General features: G+C 60.7%; 19 protein-coding genes. 11 read left to right on the top strand and 8 right to left on the bottom strand.

The window, feature by feature from the left end:
* Positions 1-60: 60 nt before the first annotated feature.
* The 4 genes from Enr13x_RS22400 to Enr13x_RS22385 form a co-directional block, all read right to left on the bottom strand.
* Entirely contained in the window at positions 61-630 is a 570-nt protein-coding gene (locus Enr13x_RS22400; protein ID WP_145389107.1) for a hypothetical protein, read from the bottom strand.
* 108 nt (positions 631-738) lie between these two features.
* Positions 739-1740 carry an NAD-dependent epimerase/dehydratase family protein gene (locus tag Enr13x_RS22395; protein WP_145389106.1) on the bottom strand — a complete coding sequence of 334 codons (1002 nt, stop codon included), beginning with the start codon at positions 1738-1740 and terminating at the stop codon, positions 739-741.
* 227 nt (positions 1741-1967) lie between these two features.
* Positions 1968-3110, bottom strand: coding sequence for a glycosyltransferase family protein (locus Enr13x_RS22390; RefSeq protein ID WP_145389105.1), 1143 nt, complete (start codon positions 3108-3110; stop codon positions 1968-1970).
* Positions 3111-3122: 12 nt separating this feature from the next.
* The gene (locus Enr13x_RS22385; RefSeq protein WP_145389104.1) at positions 3123-4517 is read right to left on the bottom strand and encodes a hypothetical protein; all 1395 of its coding nucleotides are present in this window, start codon (positions 4515-4517) and stop codon (positions 3123-3125) included.
* Between the two features lie 192 nt (positions 4518-4709).
* Between Enr13x_RS22385 and Enr13x_RS22380 the strand changes: the two genes are divergently transcribed.
* On the top strand, positions 4710-5909 hold the full coding sequence (locus tag Enr13x_RS22380) for a hypothetical protein (RefSeq protein WP_145389103.1): 1200 nt from the start codon (positions 4710-4712) through the stop codon (positions 5907-5909).
* Here Enr13x_RS22380 and Enr13x_RS22375 read toward each other — a convergent pair.
* Positions 5884-6822, bottom strand: coding sequence for a DUF368 domain-containing protein (locus Enr13x_RS22375; RefSeq protein WP_197455280.1), 939 nt, complete (start codon positions 6820-6822; stop codon positions 5884-5886). The two genes, Enr13x_RS22380 and Enr13x_RS22375, sit on opposite strands and share 26 nt — an antisense overlap.
* Before the next feature lie 103 nt (positions 6823-6925).
* On the opposite strand from Enr13x_RS22375, the gene Enr13x_RS39450 reads away from it, so the two are divergent.
* Positions 6926-7051 (top strand): hypothetical protein, encoded by a 126-nt coding sequence (locus tag Enr13x_RS39450; protein ID WP_261344148.1) that lies wholly within the window; start codon positions 6926-6928, stop codon positions 7049-7051.
* A 131-nt stretch (positions 7052-7182) separates the two neighbouring features.
* Complete coding sequence (locus tag Enr13x_RS22370; protein WP_145389101.1) at positions 7183-7968, top strand: undecaprenyl-diphosphate phosphatase; 786 nt, start codon at positions 7183-7185, stop codon at positions 7966-7968.
* A 211-nt stretch (positions 7969-8179) separates the two neighbouring features.
* On the opposite strand, the gene Enr13x_RS22365 is transcribed toward Enr13x_RS22370, so the two are convergent.
* Positions 8180-10138, bottom strand: coding sequence for a hypothetical protein (locus tag Enr13x_RS22365; RefSeq protein WP_145389100.1), 1959 nt, complete (start codon positions 10136-10138; stop codon positions 8180-8182).
* Positions 10139-10654: 516 nt separating this feature from the next.
* Here Enr13x_RS22365 and wecB point away from each other — a divergent pair.
* Positions 10655-11845, top strand: a complete 1191-nt coding sequence (gene wecB, locus Enr13x_RS22360) for a non-hydrolyzing UDP-N-acetylglucosamine 2-epimerase (protein WP_145389099.1) — start codon at positions 10655-10657, stop codon at positions 11843-11845.
* 141 nt (positions 11846-11986) lie between these two features.
* Here the strand turns inward: wecB and Enr13x_RS22355 are convergent, their stop codons facing one another.
* Positions 11987-13411 carry an oxidoreductase gene (locus Enr13x_RS22355; protein ID WP_145389098.1) on the bottom strand — a complete coding sequence of 475 codons (1425 nt, stop codon included), beginning with the start codon at positions 13409-13411 and terminating at the stop codon, positions 11987-11989.
* A gap of 322 nt (positions 13412-13733) precedes the next feature.
* Positions 13734-14726 (bottom strand): dihydrodipicolinate synthase family protein, encoded by a 993-nt coding sequence (locus Enr13x_RS22350; protein WP_145389097.1) that lies wholly within the window; start codon positions 14724-14726, stop codon positions 13734-13736.
* A gap of 171 nt (positions 14727-14897) precedes the next feature.
* Between Enr13x_RS22350 and Enr13x_RS22345 the strand changes: the two genes are divergently transcribed.
* The 7 genes from Enr13x_RS22345 to Enr13x_RS22315 all read left to right on the top strand — a co-directional run bounded on the left by Enr13x_RS22345 (position 14898) and on the right by Enr13x_RS22315 (position 25237).
* Positions 14898-15749 carry a helix-turn-helix domain-containing protein gene (locus Enr13x_RS22345; protein ID WP_145389096.1) on the top strand — a complete coding sequence of 284 codons (852 nt, stop codon included), beginning with the start codon at positions 14898-14900 and terminating at the stop codon, positions 15747-15749.
* A 76-nt stretch (positions 15750-15825) separates the two neighbouring features.
* Positions 15826-16518, top strand: a complete 693-nt coding sequence (locus tag Enr13x_RS22340) for a hypothetical protein (protein ID WP_145389095.1) — start codon at positions 15826-15828, stop codon at positions 16516-16518.
* A 195-nt stretch (positions 16519-16713) separates the two neighbouring features.
* Positions 16714-18903 (top strand): DUF1549 domain-containing protein, encoded by a 2190-nt coding sequence (locus tag Enr13x_RS22335; protein WP_145389094.1) that lies wholly within the window; start codon positions 16714-16716, stop codon positions 18901-18903.
* A gap of 38 nt (positions 18904-18941) precedes the next feature.
* The gene (locus Enr13x_RS22330) at positions 18942-20309 is read left to right on the top strand and encodes a DUF1501 domain-containing protein (protein WP_145389093.1); all 1368 of its coding nucleotides are present in this window, start codon (positions 18942-18944) and stop codon (positions 20307-20309) included.
* A 4-nt stretch (positions 20310-20313) separates the two neighbouring features.
* Positions 20314-20784, top strand: a complete 471-nt coding sequence (locus Enr13x_RS22325; RefSeq protein ID WP_145389092.1) for a DUF1579 family protein — start codon at positions 20314-20316, stop codon at positions 20782-20784.
* Positions 20785-20867: 83 nt separating this feature from the next.
* Positions 20868-23777: a PSD1 and planctomycete cytochrome C domain-containing protein gene (locus Enr13x_RS22320; protein WP_231743706.1), complete on the top strand. Its 2910-nt coding sequence runs from the start codon at positions 20868-20870 to the stop codon at positions 23775-23777.
* A complete protein-coding gene (locus Enr13x_RS22315; protein ID WP_145389090.1) occupies positions 23774-25237 on the top strand; it encodes a DUF1501 domain-containing protein in 1464 nt (487 codons plus the stop codon). The genes Enr13x_RS22320 and Enr13x_RS22315 overlap by 4 nt, the downstream gene beginning before the upstream one ends.
* Positions 25238-25317 lie beyond the last annotated feature (80 nt).

Below are 25317 nucleotides of genomic sequence, written 5' to 3'. Positions count from 1 at the left end.
GGTAGGAATCGTACAAGAGGGTCAGCATCGACGGGCTGGAAACCGATCCCACGAATCGCTTCACGGGGCGTCCGATGCGGGGGGATCCGGCGGAGGATCCGAAGGCGGACCGGTCGGTGACGCGAACGCTTCATCGGGTGACACGGGCAACTGTGCGGCGTCCGCGTAGCGATGAAGCCATTCCAGCAGCGTGCCGAGCTTGAGCGCCGCGGCGGGCAGAAGATTGTCGCTGTGTTCGGTCATGTCCGCTAGTGGACCGAGCAGTTCGTCACATTGATGGCGAATTTCGATCGCCAACGATTTGGCGGTTCGATAGCGATCGCGACACAGGTCCAAGCGAGCCTTGGCCGCCGCCACCCGCTTTTGAGCTTCCAGGGCGCTGACGCGATCACCGGCCCGCGCGGACGACTGTTTTTGTTGCAGATTGTCTTTCGCCTCGGTCAATTCACGCTCGGCAAGCTCCGTCTGATGACGCCAATACCGCGGCACCTCGTCGCCGAAATACTGATCCGCCCGGTGAATGGAAATCCGAATCTCCTGCAGCGTTTTCTCCCAGCTGTCGGCCATGGAGAGCACCCCGGTGCGGAGCCGCTGAAGCGAATCAATGTTTCGCACGTCGCTGGTCGACATGGGAGCGCCTTGCAGGGTGTGGGGGAGGAGATCGGGTCTGGAACGTCTGGACCATTGGACCACGCTTTGTCCCGCGCAGCTACCGTCGTTCGAGGGGGATGCTGGTGATCAAGTCGTCTGATCTTGCCACGCCGTCCGCAATTCTTGGAGTCCCTGGTCCATCGAAACACGAACTTTGTACCCCAATCGTTCCTTGGCCGCCGAAATATCGAAATAGTGATCTTTGGCCAATTGGGCTGCCACAAAACGGGTCATGACCGGTTCGGTTTGTCGGCCGGTCAAGCGAGACGCCGCCTCCAGCGCAGCCCCGACGGCGTAGGCGACTCGGAACGGGACGCGCCGGGAGGGGGCCGCGACCGAGCCGATTTGGCAAATCTGTGCGATCCAATCCCAACAGTTGACCGGTTCATCCTGGGCGATGAAATACGCCCGTCCTCCCGCCACCTCGGGACGTTGCTGCAGCGCGTCGAGTGCATCCAGGTGGGCGGCGGCGGCGTTGACCACGTGAACGGTGTCGATCCGGTTTTTGCCATCGCCGACAATTTTTAATTTGCCCGCCGCGGCACGGTCGATCACGCGGGCGAGCAAATGCGGGTCGTCTGCGCCCCAGATCAGATGCGGACGCAGGGCACACGTGTTCAACTCACCCGGCCGGTGGGCCTGCAAAACCGCTTGCTCGGCGAGCGCTTTGGTTTGCGGATAGGCGCACAGCCAGCGGTCGGGATAGGGCACCGATTCGTCGACGCCGCGCTGGTCGTCACCGGCGAACGTCACGCTGGGGCTGCTGGTGAACACCAGGTTGCCGATGCCGTGCTTGTGACAGGCATCGATGACATTCAGGGTGGCTTGTGTGTTGATCCGGTAAAACGTTTCATAGGCTCCCCAGACGCCGGCGACCGCGGCGGTGTGCACGACCGCATCGACGTCGCGAATCAGCCGTTCGCTGACGGCGGCATCGGACAGGTCGCCGCGATGGTACGCGACGCCCTTGTCGGCCAGTTCGGGGTAGTCACCACGCGAGATACCGACGACCTGGTCGCCGCGGGCGAGCAGCTGATCGACAATTTCGGCACCGAGAAATCCGGCCGGTCCGGTAACGAGAACGCGCATGGAGGAAAGAACCAGCAATGGGAAGAATCGAACGAGTCTCGTCGTGAAGCGGAAAAGGGGTCAGGCCCCAAAAACCAAATGGCCCGAAGGGTGCTCCGCAAGCGGAAAAGGGGTCAGGCCCCAAAAACCAAATGGCCCGAAGGGTGCTCCGCATTTTTGGGGCCTGACCCCTTTTCCGCGGTGACCCCTTTTCCGCGGCCGAATCTTCCAGGCTGACTCGCGGTTCGTCAAGCGGCGCGGGAGTGGCTCAGGGGCACACGGCCGCTGGGCGGTGAGGCCTTGGAGAAGAAATCGCGATTGTGAAAGGGCATCGAAATCTGGTCCACAAAATCGGTGTTCGTCTCGTCGCGCAAACGCTTCAGAAACCGGGCGCCGTCGAGGTGTTCGTCGTAGTGGCGGCAGACATTTCGGGACAGCCGTGATCGCTTTTCCGGCGGCATGGAATCGATCCGTCGGATCGCCGCGATCAAGCCCTTGCGGCCGCGAAAGCAGACCGCGTTGACTCCGTCGACCAGTTCGGGATGGAAGCGGTCGGCGTACTCGATGATCGGGATGGTGCCGACCGACATCGCTTCGATCGCATTGTGGCAGACCGGCTGGGACGCTCCCGGGCAACACAGAAAGAACTGGTGGGACGCCAAGGTCGCCATCCACTCCTCGGCCGGGATCGGGGCACTTGCGCTGTCGCGAAGCACGATCCGGTCAGCGCGGCCGTCGGCGTCACGCTCATGAATCCGAACATCAAACGTTTGGGGCAGCGTCGACAGGATCTCCAACCGTGACAGCACGCCGAACTCGCTGTGCATCGAGTCGCGTCCATAGCGCCGGTTCTGGTTTCCGGCAAAGAAGATGCCCGCTTTCATTTGCGTCCGCAGCGTATTGAACCGACCGTCGGCCGAATCCTGGATCTGTTGCGGATGCATCGGATAGGGCATGACCAGGGTTTTGGCGGCCGGCTCGCGTCCGACCAGCATGGCGACGGTACGTTGTCGGCTGAGGACTCGATCGGCGCGACCGCCGTCGACGTCGAGCAACACCAACGAGTGCGGCGGAAACGGACGCGATGGTTCGATCCAATGGACATGGGGCATCGCCAGAAAGCGACCGCCATGGGGCTTGTGGGCAATCGCCGCCAGCAGCACGCGGCTGCAACGCACCGTGACTGGCGAATCGATTTTGCCGGCCAACGCCGCCAGGCACGCCAAGTGCCGTCCGCCATCGAACAGCAAATGATCGGTGTAGAGATCCAACCCGATGGTGGTGGCAGAGGGTTCCAATGCCGATTTCGCCGCTGATTTCGACGCGGAGGCGAGTTGTTGTTCGGCCAGGCGAATGTCAAACGGATAACGAAGCAGGTGTTTCAGTTTCATCGCAATTGAATCCTATCCGGCCCGTCGAATTGACGAAGACGCATGATCGGTGATGCCCATTTCGAGCAGGGAGTTCTTGCCGGAGTGGTGCGCGGCGATGTGTTTGGCGTGCCGCCGACAATTGGCGGTAATGTCCGCCAACGTCGCCTCCGCCGTGCTCAGCAATTGTGGAATTTGGTCGACGGATTGATAGATCCAGCCGATCGAGCCGGTCGGTTCGGCGGCGCGAACTTGATCGGCCAGCCAACATCCGTCCGGGACCATCACGGGGACGCCACGGATCATCATTTCCAGCAAGACGCCGCTGCACCGCGCGACGTAACGCTCGGCGTCGTACAGAAACAATCCGATCCCGGCCGTGTCCAACCAGCCGTGGTAGGCCGCGCTGGTCAGGTTTCCACGCAAAATTTCCAGCCCCACACCGGTGTCCCGCTCGGCTCGGTCCGACGCCGATGGGGGGCAGGCGGGTTGCAGCGACAGCGGGATCATCCGTTGCCAACGTTTTTCAGGAAGCTGCATCGACCAGCTGAAACGGCCCGAACGCAGGTAAGGTTGCTCGATCGATTCCAGCAAGCCGCGAATCTGGTCGCGCCCCTTTTCGGCTCGCGGCATACCGGCCAACAGAATCTTGGTTCCGGCGGGCGAGGGGGGCGACGTTGACGGGCGGTTTTCGGCCCGGGTGGGGTAGGGAATTGCGGTCGCATGGACGCCGACGGCCGCCAACTGTTGACACAGCGATTCGGTGGTCGCATGCAGATGGATCCGGTGTCCGGTGATCGCCGCCACAGCTGCGTTGACTTGGCGGCCGAATGCGACCGCGCGTTCGGTCACCGTGGATTCAAACACGGCGAAATGGAACAGGACGTGAAGGGTCATCGGGGCCAGGTCGCCCTCGCGGTCCAGGGTTTCGATCGCGTGGGCCAATGCCAGAATTTGAAAGTCGCCGCCCGTGTTGATCACGATCCGATCGTTCGGTTGTGGGGCGAAGCGTCGAACCGAATCAACAAACGCCGATGACCAGGCATTCAGCATCGCGCGCGGGCGCCGCGACGGTCGGCAGAGAAAATCGTCAACGGATTGCCGGATTCGGCAGATCACCGAACCTCCGACCGGGACGGCATGGCAATCTCGCTGGACCATCGAAGGGCCGTCGACGCCGAGTGACCAGTTTTCCATCCGCCGCACGTCGAACCGCGGTTCGATATCCAGATGTTCCAGCCGGGAATCACCAGACAATTGCGGATTGCGTCGCGGTAACGATGCGTGTGTGACCAACTTGGGCCGATAGCCGAGCTGGCGTGCACCGTCAGCGAGCAGGCTGGCCAATTCCAAATAGTGACCGCCGATGTCGCGGACGTTGTCGTCCAGGAACAAAATTCGCGGTGAATTTGGCGGCGATGCGGACATGGGCGAGAAAGAGGGGACGCTGGGTGAACCGACCGATTCAGGTGAAAGGATCGGTCTTAGCAATTCCTGACGGTGGCGTCCATGTTGGTTCAAGCCGGTCGATACTGGTTCTTAAGCTCCGGCTGGGATCGATCGTCCACCCGAAAAACGTCGCTCTTGACGTCTGGGGTCGGGGTTTGATAGCCCAAGCGAATGAAAAATTCCCTTCCCTTGTTGGCATCCGTCCAGACCGCCGGGCTCGTCGTCGCAATCGCGATCGCGTTGGCATCGTTCTCGCCGTCGACTGCCGCTGAGTTGCCGCAAGCTGCACCGCAGACTGAATCCTGTGTCTTGCTTCGCAACGGCAACGTTCTGTCCGGTGCCGTCACCAAGATCGGCGGGACAATCTGCATCACACGCAGCGACCAATCAAAAATCAATCTTCCGAGCGACCAAGTCGAAACGGTGGGGCGATCGATGCGCGAGTTGTACGAATACCGACGCAAGAATCGTTTTCAAGGTGACTTGAAGCGCGTGCAGGCCGATGTTCGTTGGTGCTTGCGGCATGGGTTGGTGCGAGAGGCTGCCCAGGACGTCCTGGAAGCGAGATCGCTTGAGCCGTCGAATCCGCAAACGATTCAGTTGTTGCGGCAGATCGCAGCCGTGCTCAAACAGCAGGCCAATCCCACGCAGTCGCCCGCCTCGGACGAGCCGCAGGTTCCTTCGGTGAGAACGGTCTCGCACGAAACCGCGGTGGTAGATGATCGCGGGGGTGTCGAGTCAGAGACGGCGGCCGAGTCCAGCGGGTTGCCGGAGAGCTTGGTGTATGAGTTCACGGCGCGAATTCAACCGATCTTGATGAATCGTTGTACCAGTTGCCATGCCCGTGACGACCGAAACACGCGTGAGTTCCAGATCCACACCGCACTGACATCCAAGTGGGCTCCCAAGGATGTGGCCAAAGACAATCTGCAGGCTGTGATGCAGTACGTTGACCTGACCGACCCGGCGAGCAGTCTGATCCGTCGCCGTGCGTCGGACGGGCATGGCGGCCGACGGCATACCTTTGGCAGCCAGGGTTCGGCGATGATGACCAGCTTGGATCGTTGGCTTCATCAGCTTCCGTCAAACCATTCGGCGTCGCGTTGGCAGGCGGCGTTGGGGCAAGGCGATGGCGGCGAGACGTTGGTTCCGGCTTCACCGCCGCAGCTTGCGGCAATTGATCAGACCGGCCAGGCGGGTCAGACGGAGTCGGCAGCGGGGATTCCCGATCTGCCGGAAACGCTCCCGACGGAGTCGGTTTGGAAGGCAGGGCCGCCGGTGACGGAAACCGCGCCGCGGACCAGGCGCATGCCCAAGGTTGACAACCCGTTCGACCCGGACATCTTTAATCGACGGGTTCATGGTCGCTGACCAGATCGCTTTCGGCAACGCGTTCGAGTACCAGGACGAACGCCGCGGCGCCGACGACCAGCGCGATCAACAGGATCAGGCTTCCGTTCCACTCGCTTGGCGGAACCACTTGCATGATCCGCTCCTTCATCTTCAATCCGGCGGTCTCTGCGGTCGGGACTTGTAACGGCCATAGCTTTTCCACGCTGCCGATCATCAACCCGACCAGGACCGCCATCGTCTTGTCGCGGTGGTGATCGAGCATCCAGCTTAACAGGCGAGAGAACGCGAGCAGCCCGAACAGGCAACCAAACGCGAACACGCCGAGCTGGACGATGGAACTCAAGTCGATGTCCAGCTTCACCGTGTTCTTGATCAGTCCCGTGATCGGGTGATAGACGCCCAGCAGGAGCAGGATGAAGGCGCCGCTGATGCCGGGCAGGATCATCGCGCAGATCGCGATGGCCGCGGATCCGAACAGATAGATTAACGAGTCTCCGCCATCGGTGGGCGAAAGCCGTCCGACGAGCACGGCGACCAAGATGCCGAAAGCGCACGCGGCCAGGCTGGCCGGGCCCCAGCGTTTGACCTGCCGACGCACGATCAGCACGCTGGCCAAGATCATGCCGAAAAAGACGGCAAAGGTTTCTGGCATGTGATGGTCGAACAGCCAATTGATCAGCCCCGCCAGCGCGACGCTGCCGATCACAACGCCGCCGCCGATCGCAGCCAAAAAGCGAGCGTCGACATAGTTCCAGGCTTCCTTCCAACGACGCGAGACGACTTGCCCGATCAAATGAGAGTCGACGCGACTGACCGCATCGATCAAACGTTGGTAATGCCCCAAGACCAGCGCCACGGTTCCTCCGCTGACCCCTGGCACGATGTTCGCTGCCCCCATACAAAATCCACGCAGCAGATTGATGACGTCCATACGAATTGAATTCGACACAGGGGGCGATGCCGCATCCGGTGTGGTGGGTGTCGTGCAGGCGTTTGGAGTCGGTGGATTCGTTACAGGCCGGGCATCCGGATCGATGCACTCTGTGTCAGCGTTCTGGTTGTCCGGTGACATGATGGATGGTTCCCTCGTTCGCTGCGGCGATGAATACTGCGGCAACAGTTTGAGCGTGATGGTGTGCCGCGAGAAGCGGTCGATTTAGCGCTTTGTCAACTTCGAAGCGGAAAAGGGGTCAGGCCCCAAAAAACCAATGGCCCAAAGGGTGCTTCGCATTTTCGGGCCTGACCCTTTTTCCGATGCAGGCCCCGTGAATAACCAAATGGAAATAGTGGCGTGATCGAGACCATCATTCTGGCCATAGTGCAAGGGATTGCCGAATTCCTTCCGATCAGTTCATCCGGGCATCTCGTGATTTTGGGGGCGATGCTCAGCGACGCCCAAAGCGAATCGCCGACGTTGGAGATTATCTTGCACGCAGGGACGCTCGGGTCGATCTTGGTGATTTTCTGGCGTCGTATCTTAGATTTGCTGACCAGCGACCGGCGTGTGATCCCTTTATTGATTGTCGGAACGATACCGGCCGTGGTGGTCGGGCTGACGATTAAATCCCAATTCGGCTGGATTCTGAAAAACCCGATGCTGGCCGGCGCGATGTTGATCGTGACCGGAGTCATGCTGATCGTACTGGGCAAGCTGCCCGCGCGGCATCGCGCCTATCGCGACATGTCGTACTGGGGCGCGTTCGTGGTCGGCTGTTTCCAAGCCTTCGCCATTCTGCCCGGGATCAGCCGTAGCGGGTCGACGATTCTGGGCGGCCGCTTGTTGGGACTGAAAACCGACGATGCGGTCGTCTTCTCGTTCCTGCTGGCGATTCCCGCGATCTCCGGTGCGACGGTGCTGGCGATCAAGGACCTGGTGGACCAGGTGCAAGAGGGGGTGCCGATGGATCACTCGATCGTCGAGTTGGGCGTCGGGGCTGTGGTCGCGTTCGGCGTCGGGATCTTCGCGCTCAAGTGGCTGATCGGATGGAGCCGTCAAGAACGCCTGCACTGGTTCGCCGGATGGTGCATCCCGGCGGGGGTGTTGGTTCTGGGACTCTGTCTTGCCGGGCTGGTTTAGGCAGTCCGAGCGGGCGGTCGTTTTAGTCGGGAACTGCTGAGTCAATGGTGAGCCGCTGGCCGTAAGGCCTCGGGCGGGCGCCGGAATGCCCGGCCGCTTACGCGCCACGGCTCACAAAATCGACAGCCCGCGAGCCGTCCGGTCGCGTTTCAAAAACACCGTGCAAAACCGGAGGGCTCGCGCCCTGCCGCTAAAGAGCCAGTGACGCTCCTCAACGGCGTCGGCCTCGCCCGCGGCCTTTGCCTGACGGCGACTTCTTGTGGTTTTCAAGATTATTGTCGACCAGCGTGTTGACGACCTCTTGCCACGTCGGAACGACCTTGCGTCTGGCGGGCGCCTCGCCACGCGAATCCGAATCCGATTCGTCTTGGCGGTTTCGGGAACCGCGTCGTGGCCGCACGTCGTCGTCATCCGTTTCGGCGCTGCCGCGCTCGTCTTGGTCGGCCGATTCGGATTCTCGTGTCGATCGTCCGCGTCCGCCCCGGCGTCCGCGTCGTCGGCGACCGCGGCGGATCACATCAACTTCCTCGTCGTCTTCGTGGTCATCGTCAAAGGCCGAGGCTGGGATGGGTTCGTCGTCGAGATCGTCGTCCAGTCCGGCATCGTCGCGGTCTGAATCGCCGCGTCCGCGGGACTGCGGTCGGGCTTCTTCGGATTCGCTTGCACCGGCGCCTCGCGATTTTCTGCCACCGCGACCACGGCGTCCACGTCGTCGACGACGCGTGCCGGACTCTTCGTCTGTCTCGTCGTCGGAGTCGTCGGAGTCGTCGGCATCCAGGTCAACGCCCAGTGCGAATTCATCGTCGACCAGTTCAAATTCGTCGCCGTCGCCATCGACGGGGTCGAATTCGTCTCGGCTGATCGTTCGGCGGCGGGATTGTCCGCCGCGCTCGCGGCGTTTGGGAGCGTTTCGGCGTGAATCGTCTCCGTCATCGCCGCCGAACTTCTCGTCGTCGCGGCTGGCGACGGCTTCGTCCGTCTTGGGTTCCAGGTCCAGCGAATCTTCGCTCATTCGTTGGCGTTGGCCCCGGCGACCACGGCGTCCGGAGCGTCGTCGTGGGCTTTCGCCGTTTTCCGATCCGTCTCGGTCTTCCGTTCGGTCGCGGCCGGGGCGTGAGCTGTCGCGATCCCCGCGTTCGCCACGTCCACGCGGTTCACCCGCCGATGACGGGCGGTCGGTATCATCGGATTCGTCGCGGTCATCAAAACCACGTTGGCGTCGCGGTCGCTCTTCGCGTGCGGGCGAACGATCCTGGCGTGGCGGCTCTTTCTCCGGCACGGCCGCGGCTTCGACCGGTTCCGGTTCATCGAGGTCGTCCTCCAGATCGGAAAAGGAGCGGAACGACAGCGGGTCGGGCGGATCGAGCGGCTTTTCGGAATGGGAGACGGGTGTCGCCTCATCGTCGTCGCGTGTTCGCTTCGTCACGGGCGCGACGATCGGTTCGTCTTCCACATCGCTCGGCTCCTCGATCACTTCGGGTTCGGGGCCGAGGTCGATCCCCAGTCCGTCGCCGAAGCTTCGCGGTGCTTTTTTCGACTTCGACGATGCCGATTCTTTGCGAGCCGGTTTGATTTCCATCGGGGCTCGGTGGGGCGGCGGCTCGTCGGTGGCTTCGATCCCCAGTTCGCCGGCGAGTTCGGACCAGGCGGCACTGTCGGGCTCGGGGGCCTGCTCCGCTTCGGGCTCGGGTTGCGGCTCGGTGGCCGAAGAATCGGACGACGGCGAGTCGGCGAACAGCTTGTCAGACTCGCTGAGAGTGGCTTCGACGTGCAGCAGTTCTTCGACGACCGGCTCGTCTGTGGCGGGGGGGCCACCGGCGGCCAGTTCATCGATCCGCGGATCCTTGGCACGGACTCCGAATCCGGGCAATTGGTTGGAAGCGGTTTCGGCCGTCAGTGCTTGGAGCACATCGTCAGCCGAGGGGCCGTCGTCACCCAGATCGGATTCGTCAGGCACATCCGCGACCGCTTCGGCGACCGGGGGCATGTCTCGTGATGCCGGTTCGTCCGAGTCTTGATCGGAAAATCCGGATGGATCCGACGCCGATGGGCGTTCGTCCTCGTTTTCGGCTTTCGATTCGGCTTGTTTTGTCGGCTCGGATGCTTTGGGGGGGGCGGGCGGACCAGGGGTGCCAAGGAGCTTGGCAAGAAGGTTCCAATTGTCTGACATTCGGTCTAATAATGAGTTGTTTTGGAGGGGGCAGCAGTCAACCAACCCACGCTGCGTGACGGATAGGGGGGGCCCTCAGAAAAGGAGTCCGATCCACTCGCTCGATGCCCGCGGCACCCATCCAGAATCTGGTCGATGGGTCTTTCACGATGCGACTGTTCCTCTGCAAACCAAGTGTCAGCTTCGGAAGTGGTGTTGGCAGAGCGATGGAGTACTCCAACGAGTCGTTGTCCGGCAATTCCAAATCCGGCAAACCCAGATCAGGTGCGGATCACCGGTGGCTCGCACTTTCCCGACGGTGTGTATCCTGCCGCTGTCCTCGTAAAAGGGGCTGTCTGCTGTGATTGATGCCCGAATTGGCCGGCCGATTTCAATTCGGACGGTTCTGTTGACGGACGTAGTCTATATGTATAGCCGCGTACCTCCGGATTCCCAAGGGGATTCCAGGCTAATGAAGGTCCGGATCACCGATCAATCAGGTATTTCTGCCGTCTTCCCGAGAATCCTCGCTTGCGAATGCCTTTTCAAACCGCCCCGTCCACGTATTCTTCCGAGTCGTCACAGGTCATCCCCCGTCGCGAGGGCCCGCGTTTGCGACCGCTGATCGTCTTTGGCACCCGTCCGGAGGCGATCAAGCTGGCCCCGGTGGTGCGGGAATGCCAATCGCGACCGGACCAGATCGCTCCGATCGTCTGCAGCACCGGCCAGCACCGCGAAATGCTGGCGCAGGTCTTGGGATATTTTTCGATCACACCGGACATCGATTTGGGATTGATGCAGCCCGGGCAAACGCTCACTCAATTGACCGCCCGCTGTCTGGAAGCGGTCGATCGGGTCGTGGGAGAACAAGATCCCGACTGCATCGTTATCCAAGGCGACACGACGACCGTGATGGCCTCGGCGATCGTCGCGTTCTACCACCGGTTGCCCGTTGTGCACGTGGAGGCCGGTCTGCGGACCGGTGATTTGATGGCGCCGTGGCCGGAGGAGTTCAACCGCCGCGTGACCGGGATCGTCACGAACCTGCACTGTGCCCCGACGACGCGCAGCGAGTCCGCTTTGCTGGCCGAAGGCGTTCCCCAAAACTTCATCCGCGTCACCGGCAATACCGTCATCGATGCCTTGTTGCACAGCGTCGCGAAAGAACGCGCCGACGACACCCGATGGCGACAAAAGTATCCGATGGCGATGGCCGACCGAGTGGTCCTGGTCACCGGTCACCGACGCGAAAATTTTGGCGGCGGGCTCCAACAGATCTGTGCCGCGCTCGCGCAGTTGGCTGCCAGCCATCCCGAGACTCAGTTCATCTATCCGGTTCACATGAACCCGAACGTGATGGGGCCCGTTCATGAGCTGTTGGGGGCATCAACCAACATCCATCTCGTGCCGCCGGCCGACTACCCCGAGTTTGTCTGGTTGATGGATCGGGCGACCTTGGTGATCACCGATTCCGGCGGCGTTCAGGAAGAAGCCCCGTCGCTGGGCAGCGCGGTGTTGGTCACGCGGACGAAAACCGAACGTCCCGAGGCGGTCGAGGCCGGACTGGCAGAACTGGTCGGCACCGATCGCGATCGGATCATCCGCCGCGCAAGCGACCTGCTGGCCCAGCCCAAACGCAGCAGAGGAGCCAACGTCATCGACAATCCCTACGGCGACGGAAACGCATCCAAACGCATCGTCGATTGGATGCTCGAGGTAGGGAGTTGAAACTTCAACCTTGTTCCCAGGCTCTGCCTGGGAACACACGGTCCCGGAGCCTCCGCCTCGCGAGTCGGCCGGCGGGAGCCGGCGGCGCATCGCGTTCCCAGGCCGGAGCCTGGGAACGAGTTGCAACTCGGGACTGGAAACTTACTCCTTTTTCAGTGCCAACAATTCTTTCCGCTCGGGAAGATTTTTGTAGAACGGATCCAGTGGGTAGCAACCGCTGATGATGCCTTTTCTCGGCGCGGTGGTGCAGTCGCTGAAGGTGCGGCAGACCTTTTTTCTGGCCAGCTGGGTTCCTTCGAGCACATCGGCCGGTAGGTCGGGATAAGAGAGCACCATGCGGCCGAGCCCGATCGAATCGGCCCATCCGTTGCGGATGACGGCTTGGGCCACATTGGGCAGCCAGTCTTGCAGATAGGTGTACCCCGAGCCGACGACGAACATCGCCGGAAACCGTTTTTTCAGTTCGGCAGTGGCCTCGATTTGACGGTCCACCCCGATCAGCGGTGCTTCGGGCGGCTGGTATCCGTCGCTGGGCGGAAAGAAGGCGGGCCGCTGCAGGTGCGGTGTGTAGTAGGGGCTGCCCGCGGTCGTGCAAATCAATTTCATCCCCAGCGATTGCATCAAATCCAAAAACCGAATTGGTTCGGACAATTCCACGCCGTCGCCGCGTGAATTGGACCCAAAGACCAGCCGCGGGTCGCCGGCGGGATCGGGTTCGCCGACGCCCGATTCGGATTTTCGATAGGGAAGGAAGTCATAGATACTGAGCCGGACGCCCAATTCCAACTCGGGGGCTTCGGCACGGATCCCCGCGACGATCTCGCGCAGGAACCGCGTTCGGTTTTCAAAACTGCCACCGAATTCGCCCCGGCGGTCGACACCGCTCAGCAGCTCGTGGCCGAGGTACCCGTGACAGTGTTTGACGTCGACAAACTGATAACCGAGCTTGGCGGCGCGGACCGATGCGACGACAAAGTCATCGATCAGGGACTTGAGTTCATCATCGGTCATCACGCCCGAGTCGTCGTTGATGTTCAACCGCGGATCGAGCGCCGGGTTTCGCTGGGCCGCGCGCGGCTCGGCTTTCGCCTTTTCGTTCGGGCGGGCGAATCGTCCCGAGTGGGTCAATTGCAATCCCACGACCAAATCATCGGTGTTACCGAAACGTTCGGCGTGCGCCGCGATCAACAGTTCGCGCAGACCACCGATTTCGGAAAGATTGTTTTCGGTCAGACACAATTGGTTCGGGTTGGCCCGGCCGTCGTGCCGAACCGCAACCGCTTCACCGCCCCACATCAATTTGGCACCACTGATGCCAAAGTTTTTCCAACGCCGTCGGGTCAGGTCCGTCGGCTTGCCATCCTTGGTCCCGTCCCAGCCTTCCATCGGCAAGATGCAGAACCGGTTTCCGATCGTCAATTCGCCGACCTGGCCGGATTGTGCAAGCGGTGATGCGGGGCCCGATTCGACGACTTCATCGGCGGGGAGCTGCAGCTCAAGTTCGCGGAGTCGCGATTGGAAATCGTCAAACGTTTTCAGGCTGGCGATGCGTGGATAAGTAGGCATGGGAAGCGACGTCAGTGGTTTGCAAAGAGGTGAAGAGAGATGAATGGCGGCTGAGCGGTTTGATGCTCAGTTGTACGCCCCGTGTCGATGCCAGCGGGACGCGTAAGCGGTCGGTTGATTGAGTGAGCCGTGACGCGTAAGCGGCCGGGCATTGGGACGCCCGCCCGAGGCCTGACGGCCAGCGGCTCACCATGGACTCAGCAGATCCCGATTCAATCATCTGGCCGGTACGCGAGCGGCGTGTGCAAGTTTGGCGACCGTCACGCGCCACTGGCTAACGCCACGTGCTGGGATGGATGGTTCATCCGGATCGCTGGTGCGGTTAGGCGGTCGTTTCAAGTGACTTTCCGGCGCGATCCAGGATCGTTTCCAGGTCGCGGGCGATGTGGCCGAGCACTTCGCGGTCGCTGTCCGGGCGAGCCGGGGAGCCGGGGTAGGTTTGATCGGTTCGGATTTGCTCACGCAGCTTCAAGAACATCGCCGCGTCGTGCTTGTAGGCGGGTACCGGGGGGCGGAAGGCGAACGCGCCGAGGTATTGGAGCAAATCGTTCAGTTCGTAGAACGCTTCGTCACCGTTTTCCCACATCGCGTCGCGGGCGGCAAAGGCATCGGGCGCAAACGTACTGAGCCCCAACAGATAGTCGCTTCCGTACATCACCATGTCGATCGCCAGGTCGTTGCCGGTCATGACCTTGAATTCCGGGCGGATCTTGTCCCGCAACTGCAACCGTTGCCACTCCATGACCCGATCGAGTGATGAGTGTTTGGCACCGACGCAGTTTTGGATTTGCATCAGACGCTCGTAGACGTCCAGTGAATAGATGCAGCCAAAGGGGGCGAACACGGTTGCCAATTCAAACGCGTAAAACGAGTCGCAGGCCGAGGCCAGTGTTTCGTAGTTGGAAACGATCTGATCGTCACTGCCCTGGGGCAGCCCATAGGACTGGAAAAAAATCGGGGTTCCGCCGAGCGACTGGATTTGGTCGACCCCGACTCGGTAGGCGTCGGCATCGAAGGCGGCCCCGGGTTGGTCGGCGACGAAGGCTCCGGCGACATAATCGCGGCCCCCCGCGATCGCCTGCGTCCGCTCCAACGCCTGTTGGCGCGTCGCATCGTCGATCAGATTTCCGTAGCCGGTGTCCATGTTGATGGCCGGTGCCAGTCCGGCGTCGAACGTCCGTGCGACATGATCGTCAAAACCTTTCCAGTCCACCGCAAGGTCGCTCAACAGCGGCAACAGAATCGCCGAAACACCGGTGATTTTTCGCCGGGGTTTCAACATCTTGATCGGGTCAATCGATTCCACTTGGTTCATGGTCTTGGCCAGTTGCGTTTCGGGCAAATATGAATTCAGATTGGCAGAGAATAGACGATTCTTTTAAAGCTGTCTTGGAAAATCGGTTACGCCGCGTTTGGCAGATCGGGCACGCGTGCTGTCGCGGGACGTTTGCATGCCGGTGCGACCGATGCCGATGAGAACCTGGGAATGCCAAAACAAAGACTGACCGACCGAGCACTGCAAGAGAATCTTCCGGAGTGGGGCGTGCTGGTGCTGGAAAGTCACCATTCACCGCAATTCACGATGGAATGGCGCGAGCACCGGTTTCTGAAACTGGTCTACGTGTTGCGTGGCCGCGGTGTGCTGGAGTTCCAGGATCGTGTGTATCATTTTGAATCAGGGGACTTGGTGATCGTACCTCCGCTGACGGCCAACCGGATCACCGATGCACCGGATGCCGCCAGCAGTTTGTATGTTTGTTGCATCGATCCGTCGCTGTTCGCGTTCGACGGCGGGCTCATCGACCGGCTCCGCTGCGGCTTGGTCGCCGGAAATCCGCATTTTTCCAATCGGGTGGCAACACAGCTTCGTCGGATGCGGCATCACCAGGTCAGCGGTGATGCGACGCGACCGGTCTCGATGGTCGCCTCGGCGCTGCGAATCGTCGAATGGGTGATGCAGCTGGGGGGCTCCTCCGCGGAGGCGGATGTTTCGCGGGGCCGCCGCAGCAACGACCGCGAGCTCGTCGAAGATTATGTGGCGCGACTGGCGACGGAGTTCTATGAGGCGTCGACGATCGACGCCGCCGCAGCGTCGCTCGGGCTCTCCCGCCGCGCGTTCACCAAGCTGTTTCAGGAGGTCACCGGATCCACTTGGTTGACCCATGTCCGTCGGCTTGCCATCAACCACGCCAAGCACCAGTTGGCGCAAACCAATCTGTCGATCGCATCGGTGGCGTTCGAATGCGGTTTCAATGACCTGTCGACGTTTTATCGCCAATTCAAATCCCAAGTCGGTGTGGCGCCCAAGAGCTATCGTCAATCGATCGAGGCGGATTGACGTTTCAAGTCGCCAATGCCGCGGGGTTGGGGTATAACGGAACTCTTCCGATCCCCCTTCTGGTTGAGAAAACGCCATGTCTGTGATGCAGTCTGTGATTGAGAAACGTCGCTTCAGGTCGGCCGGGCTGGTCCTTGTGGCGCTGTGGACGGTCGGTTTCATCGGCGTCTCCTCGGCTCCGTTGTCGCGCGGCGACGATCCGGTGTTCTCCGGGCCACAACCTGGGGAGAAACTGACGCCGCTGAAGTTGCGGGGCGTTTACGATGACGTCGCCGGCCAGGAATTCGACGCGATCGCCGACGCCGAAGGCAAACCCACGTTGCTGGTGTTCGTCCACAAACTGACCCGTCCCGGACTGGGGTTGGCCCGTGGTTTGACCAACTATGCCCAAACGCTCAAAGAGCCGCCGTCCTACTCCGCCATCGTTTGGCTCAACGACGACAAGGCCGAAGCGGAAGCCTACCTGACTCGGGCGCGGCCGTCGTTGAATTTAAAAGTCCCCGTCGGAATCTCGATCGACGGCGCCGAAGGGCCCGGCGCCTACGGGCTCAATCGCAACGTCGAGCTGACCGTTTTGATTGCCAATGACAACAAAGTGCTGGCGAATTTTGCGCTGATCCAACCCTCGATGACCGACGGCGTGAAGATCGCAGGCGAGTTCGCCAAAGCACTCGGAAAGACGCCTCCCACCGCGGAAGAACTGCAAAAAGCGGCCTATCCCGGACGAGCCATGAACATGCGCAGACGCCCGAACGCCGGCAGGAAATGAGGGAAAGAGTCGAGTTTCTGAAATCTCAAGTTTCAAGTTTCAAGTTTCAAGTTTCAAGTTTCAAGTTTCAAGTTTCAAGTTTCAAGTTTCAAGTTTCAAGTTTCAAGTTTCAAATCTGACGACTGACGACTGACGACTGACGACTGACGACTGACGACTGACGACTGACCAACCCATTCGCGAGGCAGCTCCTTCGTGTTGACCATCCGACGCTTGTTTCGGTTTTCGATGATCGCGGTGGTGCTCTGCGCCGGCGGTGTGGGGGAGCGGGCGCGGGGGAACGGGCCGACCGAGGCGATTGATTTTGAGACCCAAGTCGTTCCCATCCTGACGCGGTTCGGTTGCAACGCCGGGGCCTGCCACGGCGCCGCGATCGGACGCCGCGGGTTCAAGCTGTCTCTGTTCGGTTCCCGACCGGTCGACGACCAGATCGCCATCGTGCAGGAATTGGAAGGTCGTCGGGTTAATTTGGACCGACCAACGCAAAGTCTGTTGTTGCGCAAAGCCACCGAAACGATGGAGCATGGCGGCGGGGAACGGTTTGACGATGCGTCACCCGCCTACGCGATCCTGGAACGATGGATTGCCCAAGGCGGCAAACGTCTGCAGCGGCGACAACTGACGGATCTCGCTGTGACGCCGACCAACGTCTTGCTGAAAAAAACCGACGACTCGGTCGCGGTGTCGGTCGTTGCCCGGTTCGATGATGGATCAACGCAGGATGTGACCGACGTCACGTCGCTCACCTCGGACGATTCCGAATCGGTATCGATCGACCGCGATTCAAATCGTCTGACGGTCCATCGTCGCGGCGAACACGTCGTCATCGCGCGGTATCTGGATCGGGTCCAGGCGATTCGGTTGGGCATCCCGCTGGGGACGCAGCAACTTGATCCATCGACCCGTGACGGCCGTCCGGGTTCCGTGGTGGACCGATGGATCGATGGCAAGCTGCGACAGTTACGGATTCCCGCCTCGCCCCGGGCCGACGATCATGAATTCGCGCGGCGGGTTTGGCTGGACCTGACCGGACATCTTCCCTCGCCGGATCGGTTGGATGCGTTTGTCGCGGACCGATCCGACGACAAGCGGCGACGGTTGATCGACCGCTTGTTGAAGACCGATCAATTTGCGGCCTATTGGGCGCTGAAGTGGGCCAATCTGTTGGGCATCGATAGCAAGTCGCTGCAGCCCGAAGGCAGTCAGGCGTATCACGGTTGGTTGACCGAATCGTTTCGCCAAGACAGCCCTTGGAACGCATCCGCGCTGGCGATGTTGACGGCCAGCGGGGATGGTTACGTCGACGGCAGCGTCAACTTTCTGCGATCGGGGAACGGTCCTGATGGGCTGGCTGAATTGGCGACCCGCGTGTTCATGGGGGTTCGCTTGCGCTGTGCCAATTGCCACGATCATCCGCTGGATCACTGGACCCAAGACGACTATCACGGGCTGGCGGCGATCTTTGCCAAACTGAAACGCGGCCGTGTCGTCAGCACGTCGACGCGTGGCGAGGTGACTCATCCGGTGACCGGGCAACCCGCGCTTGCTCGGATCCCCGGGACACGCGATCTGTCGGCCGACGATGACGGTCGGATGGAATTTGCCCGCTGGGTCACCGCGCCCTCCAATCCGTACTTCGCCCGCGCCGCGGTCAATCGAATCTGGGCTCAATTGATGGGACGCGGTTTGATCGATCCGGTCGATGACATCCGCGCGACCAATCCCGCCAGCCATCCCGAGTTGCTCGACGCGCTGGCAGACGAGTTTATCGCAGGAGGGTTTCGTTTCCGCCCGATCATCCGTCTGGTCTGCAACAGCGACGCCTATGGCCGCACGTCGCAAACACGCCCGGCCAATCAATCCGACTCGGTGTACTACTCGCACTTTCTTCCCCGCGGATTGGAAGCCGAGGTGGTTGCCGGGGCGATCGCGGACGTCACCGGCGTCGACATCGTGTACGGTGCAGACGATCAACGCGATGCCATCCGGCTGACCGACAACCGAATGGATTCGGAAACGCTGGACATTCTCGGTCGCTGCGACCGCGAAGCGGCCTGCGAAACGCCGGCGCTGAGTTCCGGTTCGCTCGCCAAGGTCCTTCATTTTCTCAACGGCGACCTGTTGAACCGGCGGCTGGATGATCGGCAGGGCCGATTGACAAAATGGTTGCAGACGTACCCGGACGACTTCACACTGATGGAGACGCTCTACAAGCAAACCTTGTCGCGTCCGCTCAACGATTCGGAACGTCGCTACTGGGCGGAGCAATTCGACTTGGCAACCGAATCGGGCGGGCGATGGCGTGATCGGCAGACGCGCCAGATGTTCTTCGCCGATGCGTTCTGGGGCTTGCTGACCAGTGAAACTTTCCTGACCAACCACTAGCTGACCAACCACACGCTGACTTGCGAGCGACAAAACCCATGAAAAATCGTCATCCCGATCGACGCTGTGATGGGGTTCACCGCCGCGAACTGCTGCACGTCGGCGGTTTGTCGGCGCTGGGGATCGGTGTCAGCGACTGGCTGATGGCTCGGCAGGTGCGTGCCGAATCAAACGCGACGGAGCAGATCGATGATTCGGCCACCGCCCAGTCGTGCATTCTGATTTGGTTGGACGGCGGCCCCAGTCATTTGGACCTGTTCGATTTGAAACCCGACGCACCGGCGGAGATCCGCGGTCCGTTTTCACCGATCCCGACCAACGTCCGCGGCATCGAGGTCTGTGAACAATTGCCACAAACGGCGGCGATGATGGACAAGGTCGCGCTGGTGCGATCGATGACGTCGCCGTTGGGCGAACACAATTTCGCCAGTCATTATTTGTTGACCGGATACAAACTGAATCGGGCGTTGACGTATCCGAGCATGCCAGCGGTTCAAAAACACCTTTCCCAGTCCCAGACGGCGATTCCCACCAACATCGCCATCGCGAAACCCAATGGGATGATCGGCAGCGGTTACCTGCCCGAGTCGACGATGCCCTTCATCGTCCAAGGCGACCCGTCCAGGCCGGAGTTTCGTGTCCAGGATTTGGAGTTGCCGGTCGGCATGACCCCCGATCGTTTGACACGTCGCCGTCGGTTTCGAAACGCCGTCGATGAACTCACGCGGCAGACCGAAACACGTCTGGCCGATTCGGCCCGATCTGAGTCGGCGCAATCCGATTCGGCCTTCGACCAGGCGTTTCGACTGGTGCAATCGCCCCAGGCGCGGGCGGCATTTGATTTACAACAAGAATCACAACGCGATCGAAACCGTTACGGGCGGCACCTGATCGGACACGGATGCCTGATGGCCAGGCGACTGGTCGAAGCGGGCGCGAAATTTGTGACCGTGACCGACCGCGGTTGGGACACACACGAAGACATTTATCTGCGATTGAAAGAGGGCTTTACCGGCGGGACGGCGGGCAAAATTCCGAAGCTGGATCAGGCCTATTCGGCGCTGCTGAATGATCTCTCCGAGCGTGGGCTGCTCGATTCCACCCTGGTGATCCTGATGGGAGAATTCGGTCGGACTCCCAAATTGAACCCGCGTGGAGGGCGCGATCACTGGCCCGGTGCGTTCAGCGTCGCCCTGGCCGGCGGCGGCATCGTCGGCGGTCAAGTGATCGGCAAAAGTGACGCGCACGGCGAACGACCGGCCGAGCGACCGATCAGCCCTGCCGATTTGGTCCGCACGCTCTATCATCTGATCGGAATCGATGGTGATTTGGAATTAAACACCGCCGACGGGCGTCCCGTTCAAGTCAATCGCGACGGGACCGTGATCGGCGACCTGATCGGGTGAATCCATGAGCGACATCAACAAAGCGGAGTTATTTGAGTGGCTTTCGGGAAACTGGAAAGGCACCTGTCGGACGTGGTTCGAGCCCGACGAACTGGCCGACGAGTCCGAGGTCCGGGGCGAAATCCGGTTGCTCTTCGGAGGCGCGTTCGCCAGACACACCTACGAAGGCGCGATGCAAGGAAAGCCTCGGCGCGGCGAAGAATTGATCTCGCAAAACGGTGTCTCGGAGCAATTTCAAGTTGCCTGGATCGACAGTTTTCACATGAGTGATGCGATCCTGTTCTCCCAGGGCCAGGCAAACGAGAGCGGATTTGAGGTGGTCGGCGAGTATGATGTCGCCAAGCATGCACCCCGATGGGGCTGGAAAACGCGGTACCAAAAAACCGGCCCAGAGGAACTGACGATCACGGCCTACAACGTCGTCCCGGATGGTACCGAAGCCAAAGCCGTTGAAACGGTGTATGGTCGAGCCTGATCGCCTGTGCGGCTCGATCAAATTTCTCAGTTCGGTTAAACTGACCGATCGGTTCTATTGAAGTTCACATTTGGCGGAGCGACGTGATTCGTTTACTCACATTCATTGCAGGTATCGGGATTGGGCTTGTTTCCTTTCTGGGGGGGCGTGTGCCCGCCGATGACAATGCCACGTCGCCACCGGTGGATTTCAATCGGGACGTGCGGCCGATCTTCAACCAGCACTGTGTTGCCTGCCACGGCGGAGTCAAGCAGGCCGGTGGATTGAGTTTTGTCTATGCCGACAGCGTGCTCGCGGTGATCGATCCGGGCAGTTCCGAAGACTCGTACTTGATGGAACGCGTGTTGCTTCCTGCCGAGGAGGAAGAGCACATGCCGCCGAGCGATCACGGCCGCTCGCTCAACGAGGCTGAAATCGACATTTTGAAACGTTGGATCGACGGTGGCGGCGAGTGGGGAAAACACTGGGCGTTCACCCAGCCCGAACTTGCCGAAGCCCAGCCTGCCGAAACCCGCTCGACCGAATCCGATGCGTGGTCGCGAACGCGGATCGATCCGTTTGTGCTCGAAAAGATGCAACAGCAAGGGCTCGCGCCACAAACCGATGCGAAGCCGGAAGAATGGTTGCGGAGGGCTTCACTGGATTTGACGGGGTTGCCGCCGACGCCCGAACAAGTCGACGCCTTCTTGGCAGACGTCCGCCGTGACGGCGAAGCTGCTTACCGGGGCGCCGCCGACGATCTTCTCGGCTCACCCGCCTTCGGCGAACGTTGGGCCAGCGTTTGGCTGGACGTCATTCGCTATGCCGATTCGCGAGGTCTGGGGTTGGATGGCCGCCGCACGATCTGGCAATTCCGCGACTGGGTGATCCGCGCGTTCAACGAAGACATGCCGTATGACCAATTCACCGTCCGCCAATTGGCCGGGGATCTGTTGCCCGATCGGACGCTCGAGGACTTGCTCGCGACCGCTTGCCACCGCACGACGCAGACCAATGAAGAAGGCGGAACGGATGACGAGACGTTTCGCACCGAAGCGGTGATGGATCGTGTCAACACGACTTGGCAAGCTTGGCAAGGTGTCTCGTTCGGATGTGTCCAGTGCCACTCGCATCCTTACGATCCGATCGAGCACAAGGAGTACTACCAGTTCCTGGCGTTCTTCAACAACACCGCCGACAGCGATCTGGGCAACGATCTGCCGACGCTGGCCGTTCCCGTGGATCACGATCAATTCGACAAAGCGTTCCGGTTGGACGAACAGGCCGACCAGTTGTGGTTGACCGAGTGGCAACTCGCACGCGAGCTGGTCACCGACAACGACCTCTGGAAACCGATTTCCGATCTGGAACTGTCCACCAACAACCAGACACGCGTCGTCGCCAAAACGGTCGATGGGGTCGCGGAGTACCAGACGACGGGAACGGTTCAAACCAGAACGAAGGTTCAAATCAGCGGCCAGATCGACGAGTCGATCGAACAGATCACGGCGCTGCGGTTCACGGGTTTCCCCAAGAACGAGCAACAGGCCCTGATCGATTCGGAATGGGGATTCATCGTCACCCACCTGACGGCCAAACTGGTTTCCCAAGACGGGACCGAAACGGCGATTCAATTTGAACAGGTGATCTCCGACGAACCCGATCCGCTGTTGCAGCCCAACGAAAGTTTGAACCCCAAATCCAACCATGGATTCGGGCCTTATTCACGAATCCATCACCCGCGCACCGGCGCCTTCTTGGCCAATCCGCCGGCCCAAGTCAAACCGGGCGACCGACTGGACGTGGAGATCGTGTTCAACGATGTCGAATTGGGCGCGTTTCCGCTGATCGCCCATCGCGGCAGGATTGCGGTCAGCCAATCCGGTGGGTTCACCGAGTGGCTGACGGATCCCGAACGCGTGGCGGCCCGCGAACAGATCGCGGCGCTGCGTCGCGAGCGGTCGTCGATCCGTTCGATCAACACGCCGATTCTGGTCGAACGGCCCCAGCCGTTTGCTCGACCGTCGCGGGTCTTTGATCGCGGCAATCAGACCACAAAAACCGATCCCGTCGTCCCGGCGATTCCAGCGTTTTTGGCCACGCCGTCGGTCGAGCCGGACGCTTCGCTGACGCGACTGGAGATGGCAAAATGGCTGACCAGCCCCGAGAACCCGCTGACGGCGCGCGTCGCCGTCAACCGATTCTGGGCGCAACTGTTCGGCACCGGCATCGTGGAAACCCAAGAGGACTTCGGGATTGCCGGAGCACCGCCGACGCATCCGCGGTTGCTGGATGATCTGGCCGTCCGATTCCGCACCGAGATGGGATGGAGCGTGAAGACGTTGTTGCGCGAATTGGTGCTCAGTTCGACGTATCGTCAAAGTGCGGAAGTCGACGCGGAACGATACGAAATCGACCCGGCCAACCGCTGGCTCAGCCGCGGCCCGCGGGGGCGTTTGCCTGCCGAGACGATTCGCGATCAAGCTCTGTTCGTCGCCGGCCTGTTGAGCGAAAAAACATTCGGACCGCCGGTTCATCCGCCGCTTCCCGAAGGCGTTTGGAAACCGTTTCAAGGTGGTGACAAATGGGCGACGGTCGACCCCGACAATCCGGACCGCTATCGACGAACGATCTACACGTACACGAAACGAACGATTCCCTATCCGATGATGGCATCGTTCGACGCGCCGTCACGCGAGTTTTGCTCGATGCGGCGATTGCCTTCCAACACGCCGACCCAGGCGTTGATGACGCTCAACGACGCGACGTTCGTGGAAGCATCACAGGCATTGGCCGATCGCATGATCGCGGCCGCCGACGACGTCGACCAACAGCTTCGTTACGGTTTCCGATTGGCGACCTGTCGAAAGGCCAAGCAAGCGGAATCGGTTGCGATCCGAGAACTTTATGATTCGATCTTACAACAGCATGACGGCGAAGAACCGGACGAGCGGGCGGCGATGACCGCGGTCGCCAGCGTCTTGTTGAACTTGGATGAGGTTTTGACGAAATGAGTAGCATCGAACAACGACTTGCCGGCGAAGTGTTCACCCGCCGGCTGCAATTTGAAACGCGACGACACTTTCTACAGCAATCCGCGGCCGGATTGGGCGCGGCGTGGTTGGCCAGCCAGGCCGGTGCGGCGTCGGCCAGCCCCAGCGCCGGCGGCTTGGGAACGATTGCCGCGAAAGCCAAACGCGTGATCTTTTTGCACATGATCGGGGCGCCCAGCCAATTGGAATTGTTTGACCACAAACCGGCGTTGCACGAGGTCGACGGAAAAGACTGCCCCGCCGAATACCTGGAAGGCAATCGATTCGCCTTCATTCAAGGCACGCCAAAAATGTTGGGGCCCCGTTACCCGTTCCAACAATATGGTGAGTCGGGCGCGTGGGTGTCCGATCGGCTGCCACATTTTTCCAAAGTCGTCGACAAGGTTTGTTTCGTCAAATCGATGCAGACCGACCAGTTCAATCATGGACCGGCACAGTTGATGGTGCAGTGTGGCCAGTCTCGCGTCGGTTACCCGTCGATCGGTTCCTGGGTGACATGGGGCTTGGGATCGGAGAGCGAAGATCTGCCGGGATTCATCGTGCTGCTGTCCGGCGGACGGCAACCACGCGTGGGAAAAGCGTTGTGGAGCAGCGGTTTCCTGCCGTCGGTCTATCAAGGGGTTCAGTGCCGGTCCAAGGGCGATCCGGTGTTGAATGTTTCCAACCCGACCGGCGTCTCACGCGACGAGCGACGCCTGGCGCTGGATACGCTGGACCGTTTGAACCAGATGAACTACGAAGCCTTCGGCGACCCGGAAACGTTGACGCGAATGAAGCAGTATGAGCTGGCGTTCCGGATGCAAACGTCCGTGCCCGACGCGATGGACATCAGTCAGGAGACGAAAGAGACGCACGAGGAGTACGGTACCGAGCCCGGTCAAGAATCCTTTGCCAACAATTGTTTATTGGCGCGGCGGCTGGCCGAACGTGGCGTCCGCTACATTCAGTTGTTTGATTGGGGGTGGGACTCCCACGGAACCAACGAAGGTGAATCGCTGGGGAAGGGTTTGTCGAAAAAGTGCATGCAGACCGATCGTCCGATGACCGCGCTGTTGAACGATCTGGAACGCCGCGGCATGCTGGAAGACACGTTGGTGGTCTGGAGCGGTGAATTCGGTCGAACCTCGATGGCCGAAAACCGTGGCGGCCAAGCAACTCGGTTCCACGGTCGCGATCACAATCCCAACGCCTTCACCCTGTGGATGGCCGGCGGTGGTGTCCGTCCGGGCATGACATACGGCGCGACGGATGAACTGGGGTACCAGATCGCCGAATCGCCGGTCCACCTGCGTGATTTCCACGCGACGATGCAGCACCTGTTGGGAATCGATCACCGCAAGATGGTGTTCCCCTTCCAGGGACTGGATCAAAAACTAACGGGTGTTAAACCGGCGCGGGTGGTCGACGAGATCTTGGTCTAGTCCTCGGTCGATTCATAAACCAACGGTGCCTGACACAAATGACGCGGGCACAAGCGTTGGTGTGTGCAGGCTTAAGCCGC

This window comes from Stieleria neptunia (assembly GCF_007754155.1).
Classification (GTDB): domain Bacteria; phylum Planctomycetota; class Planctomycetia; order Pirellulales; family Pirellulaceae; genus Stieleria; species Stieleria neptunia.
The sequence above is the reverse complement of the archived record's forward strand: the minus strand, read 5'-3'. Positions and strand labels throughout refer to the sequence as shown.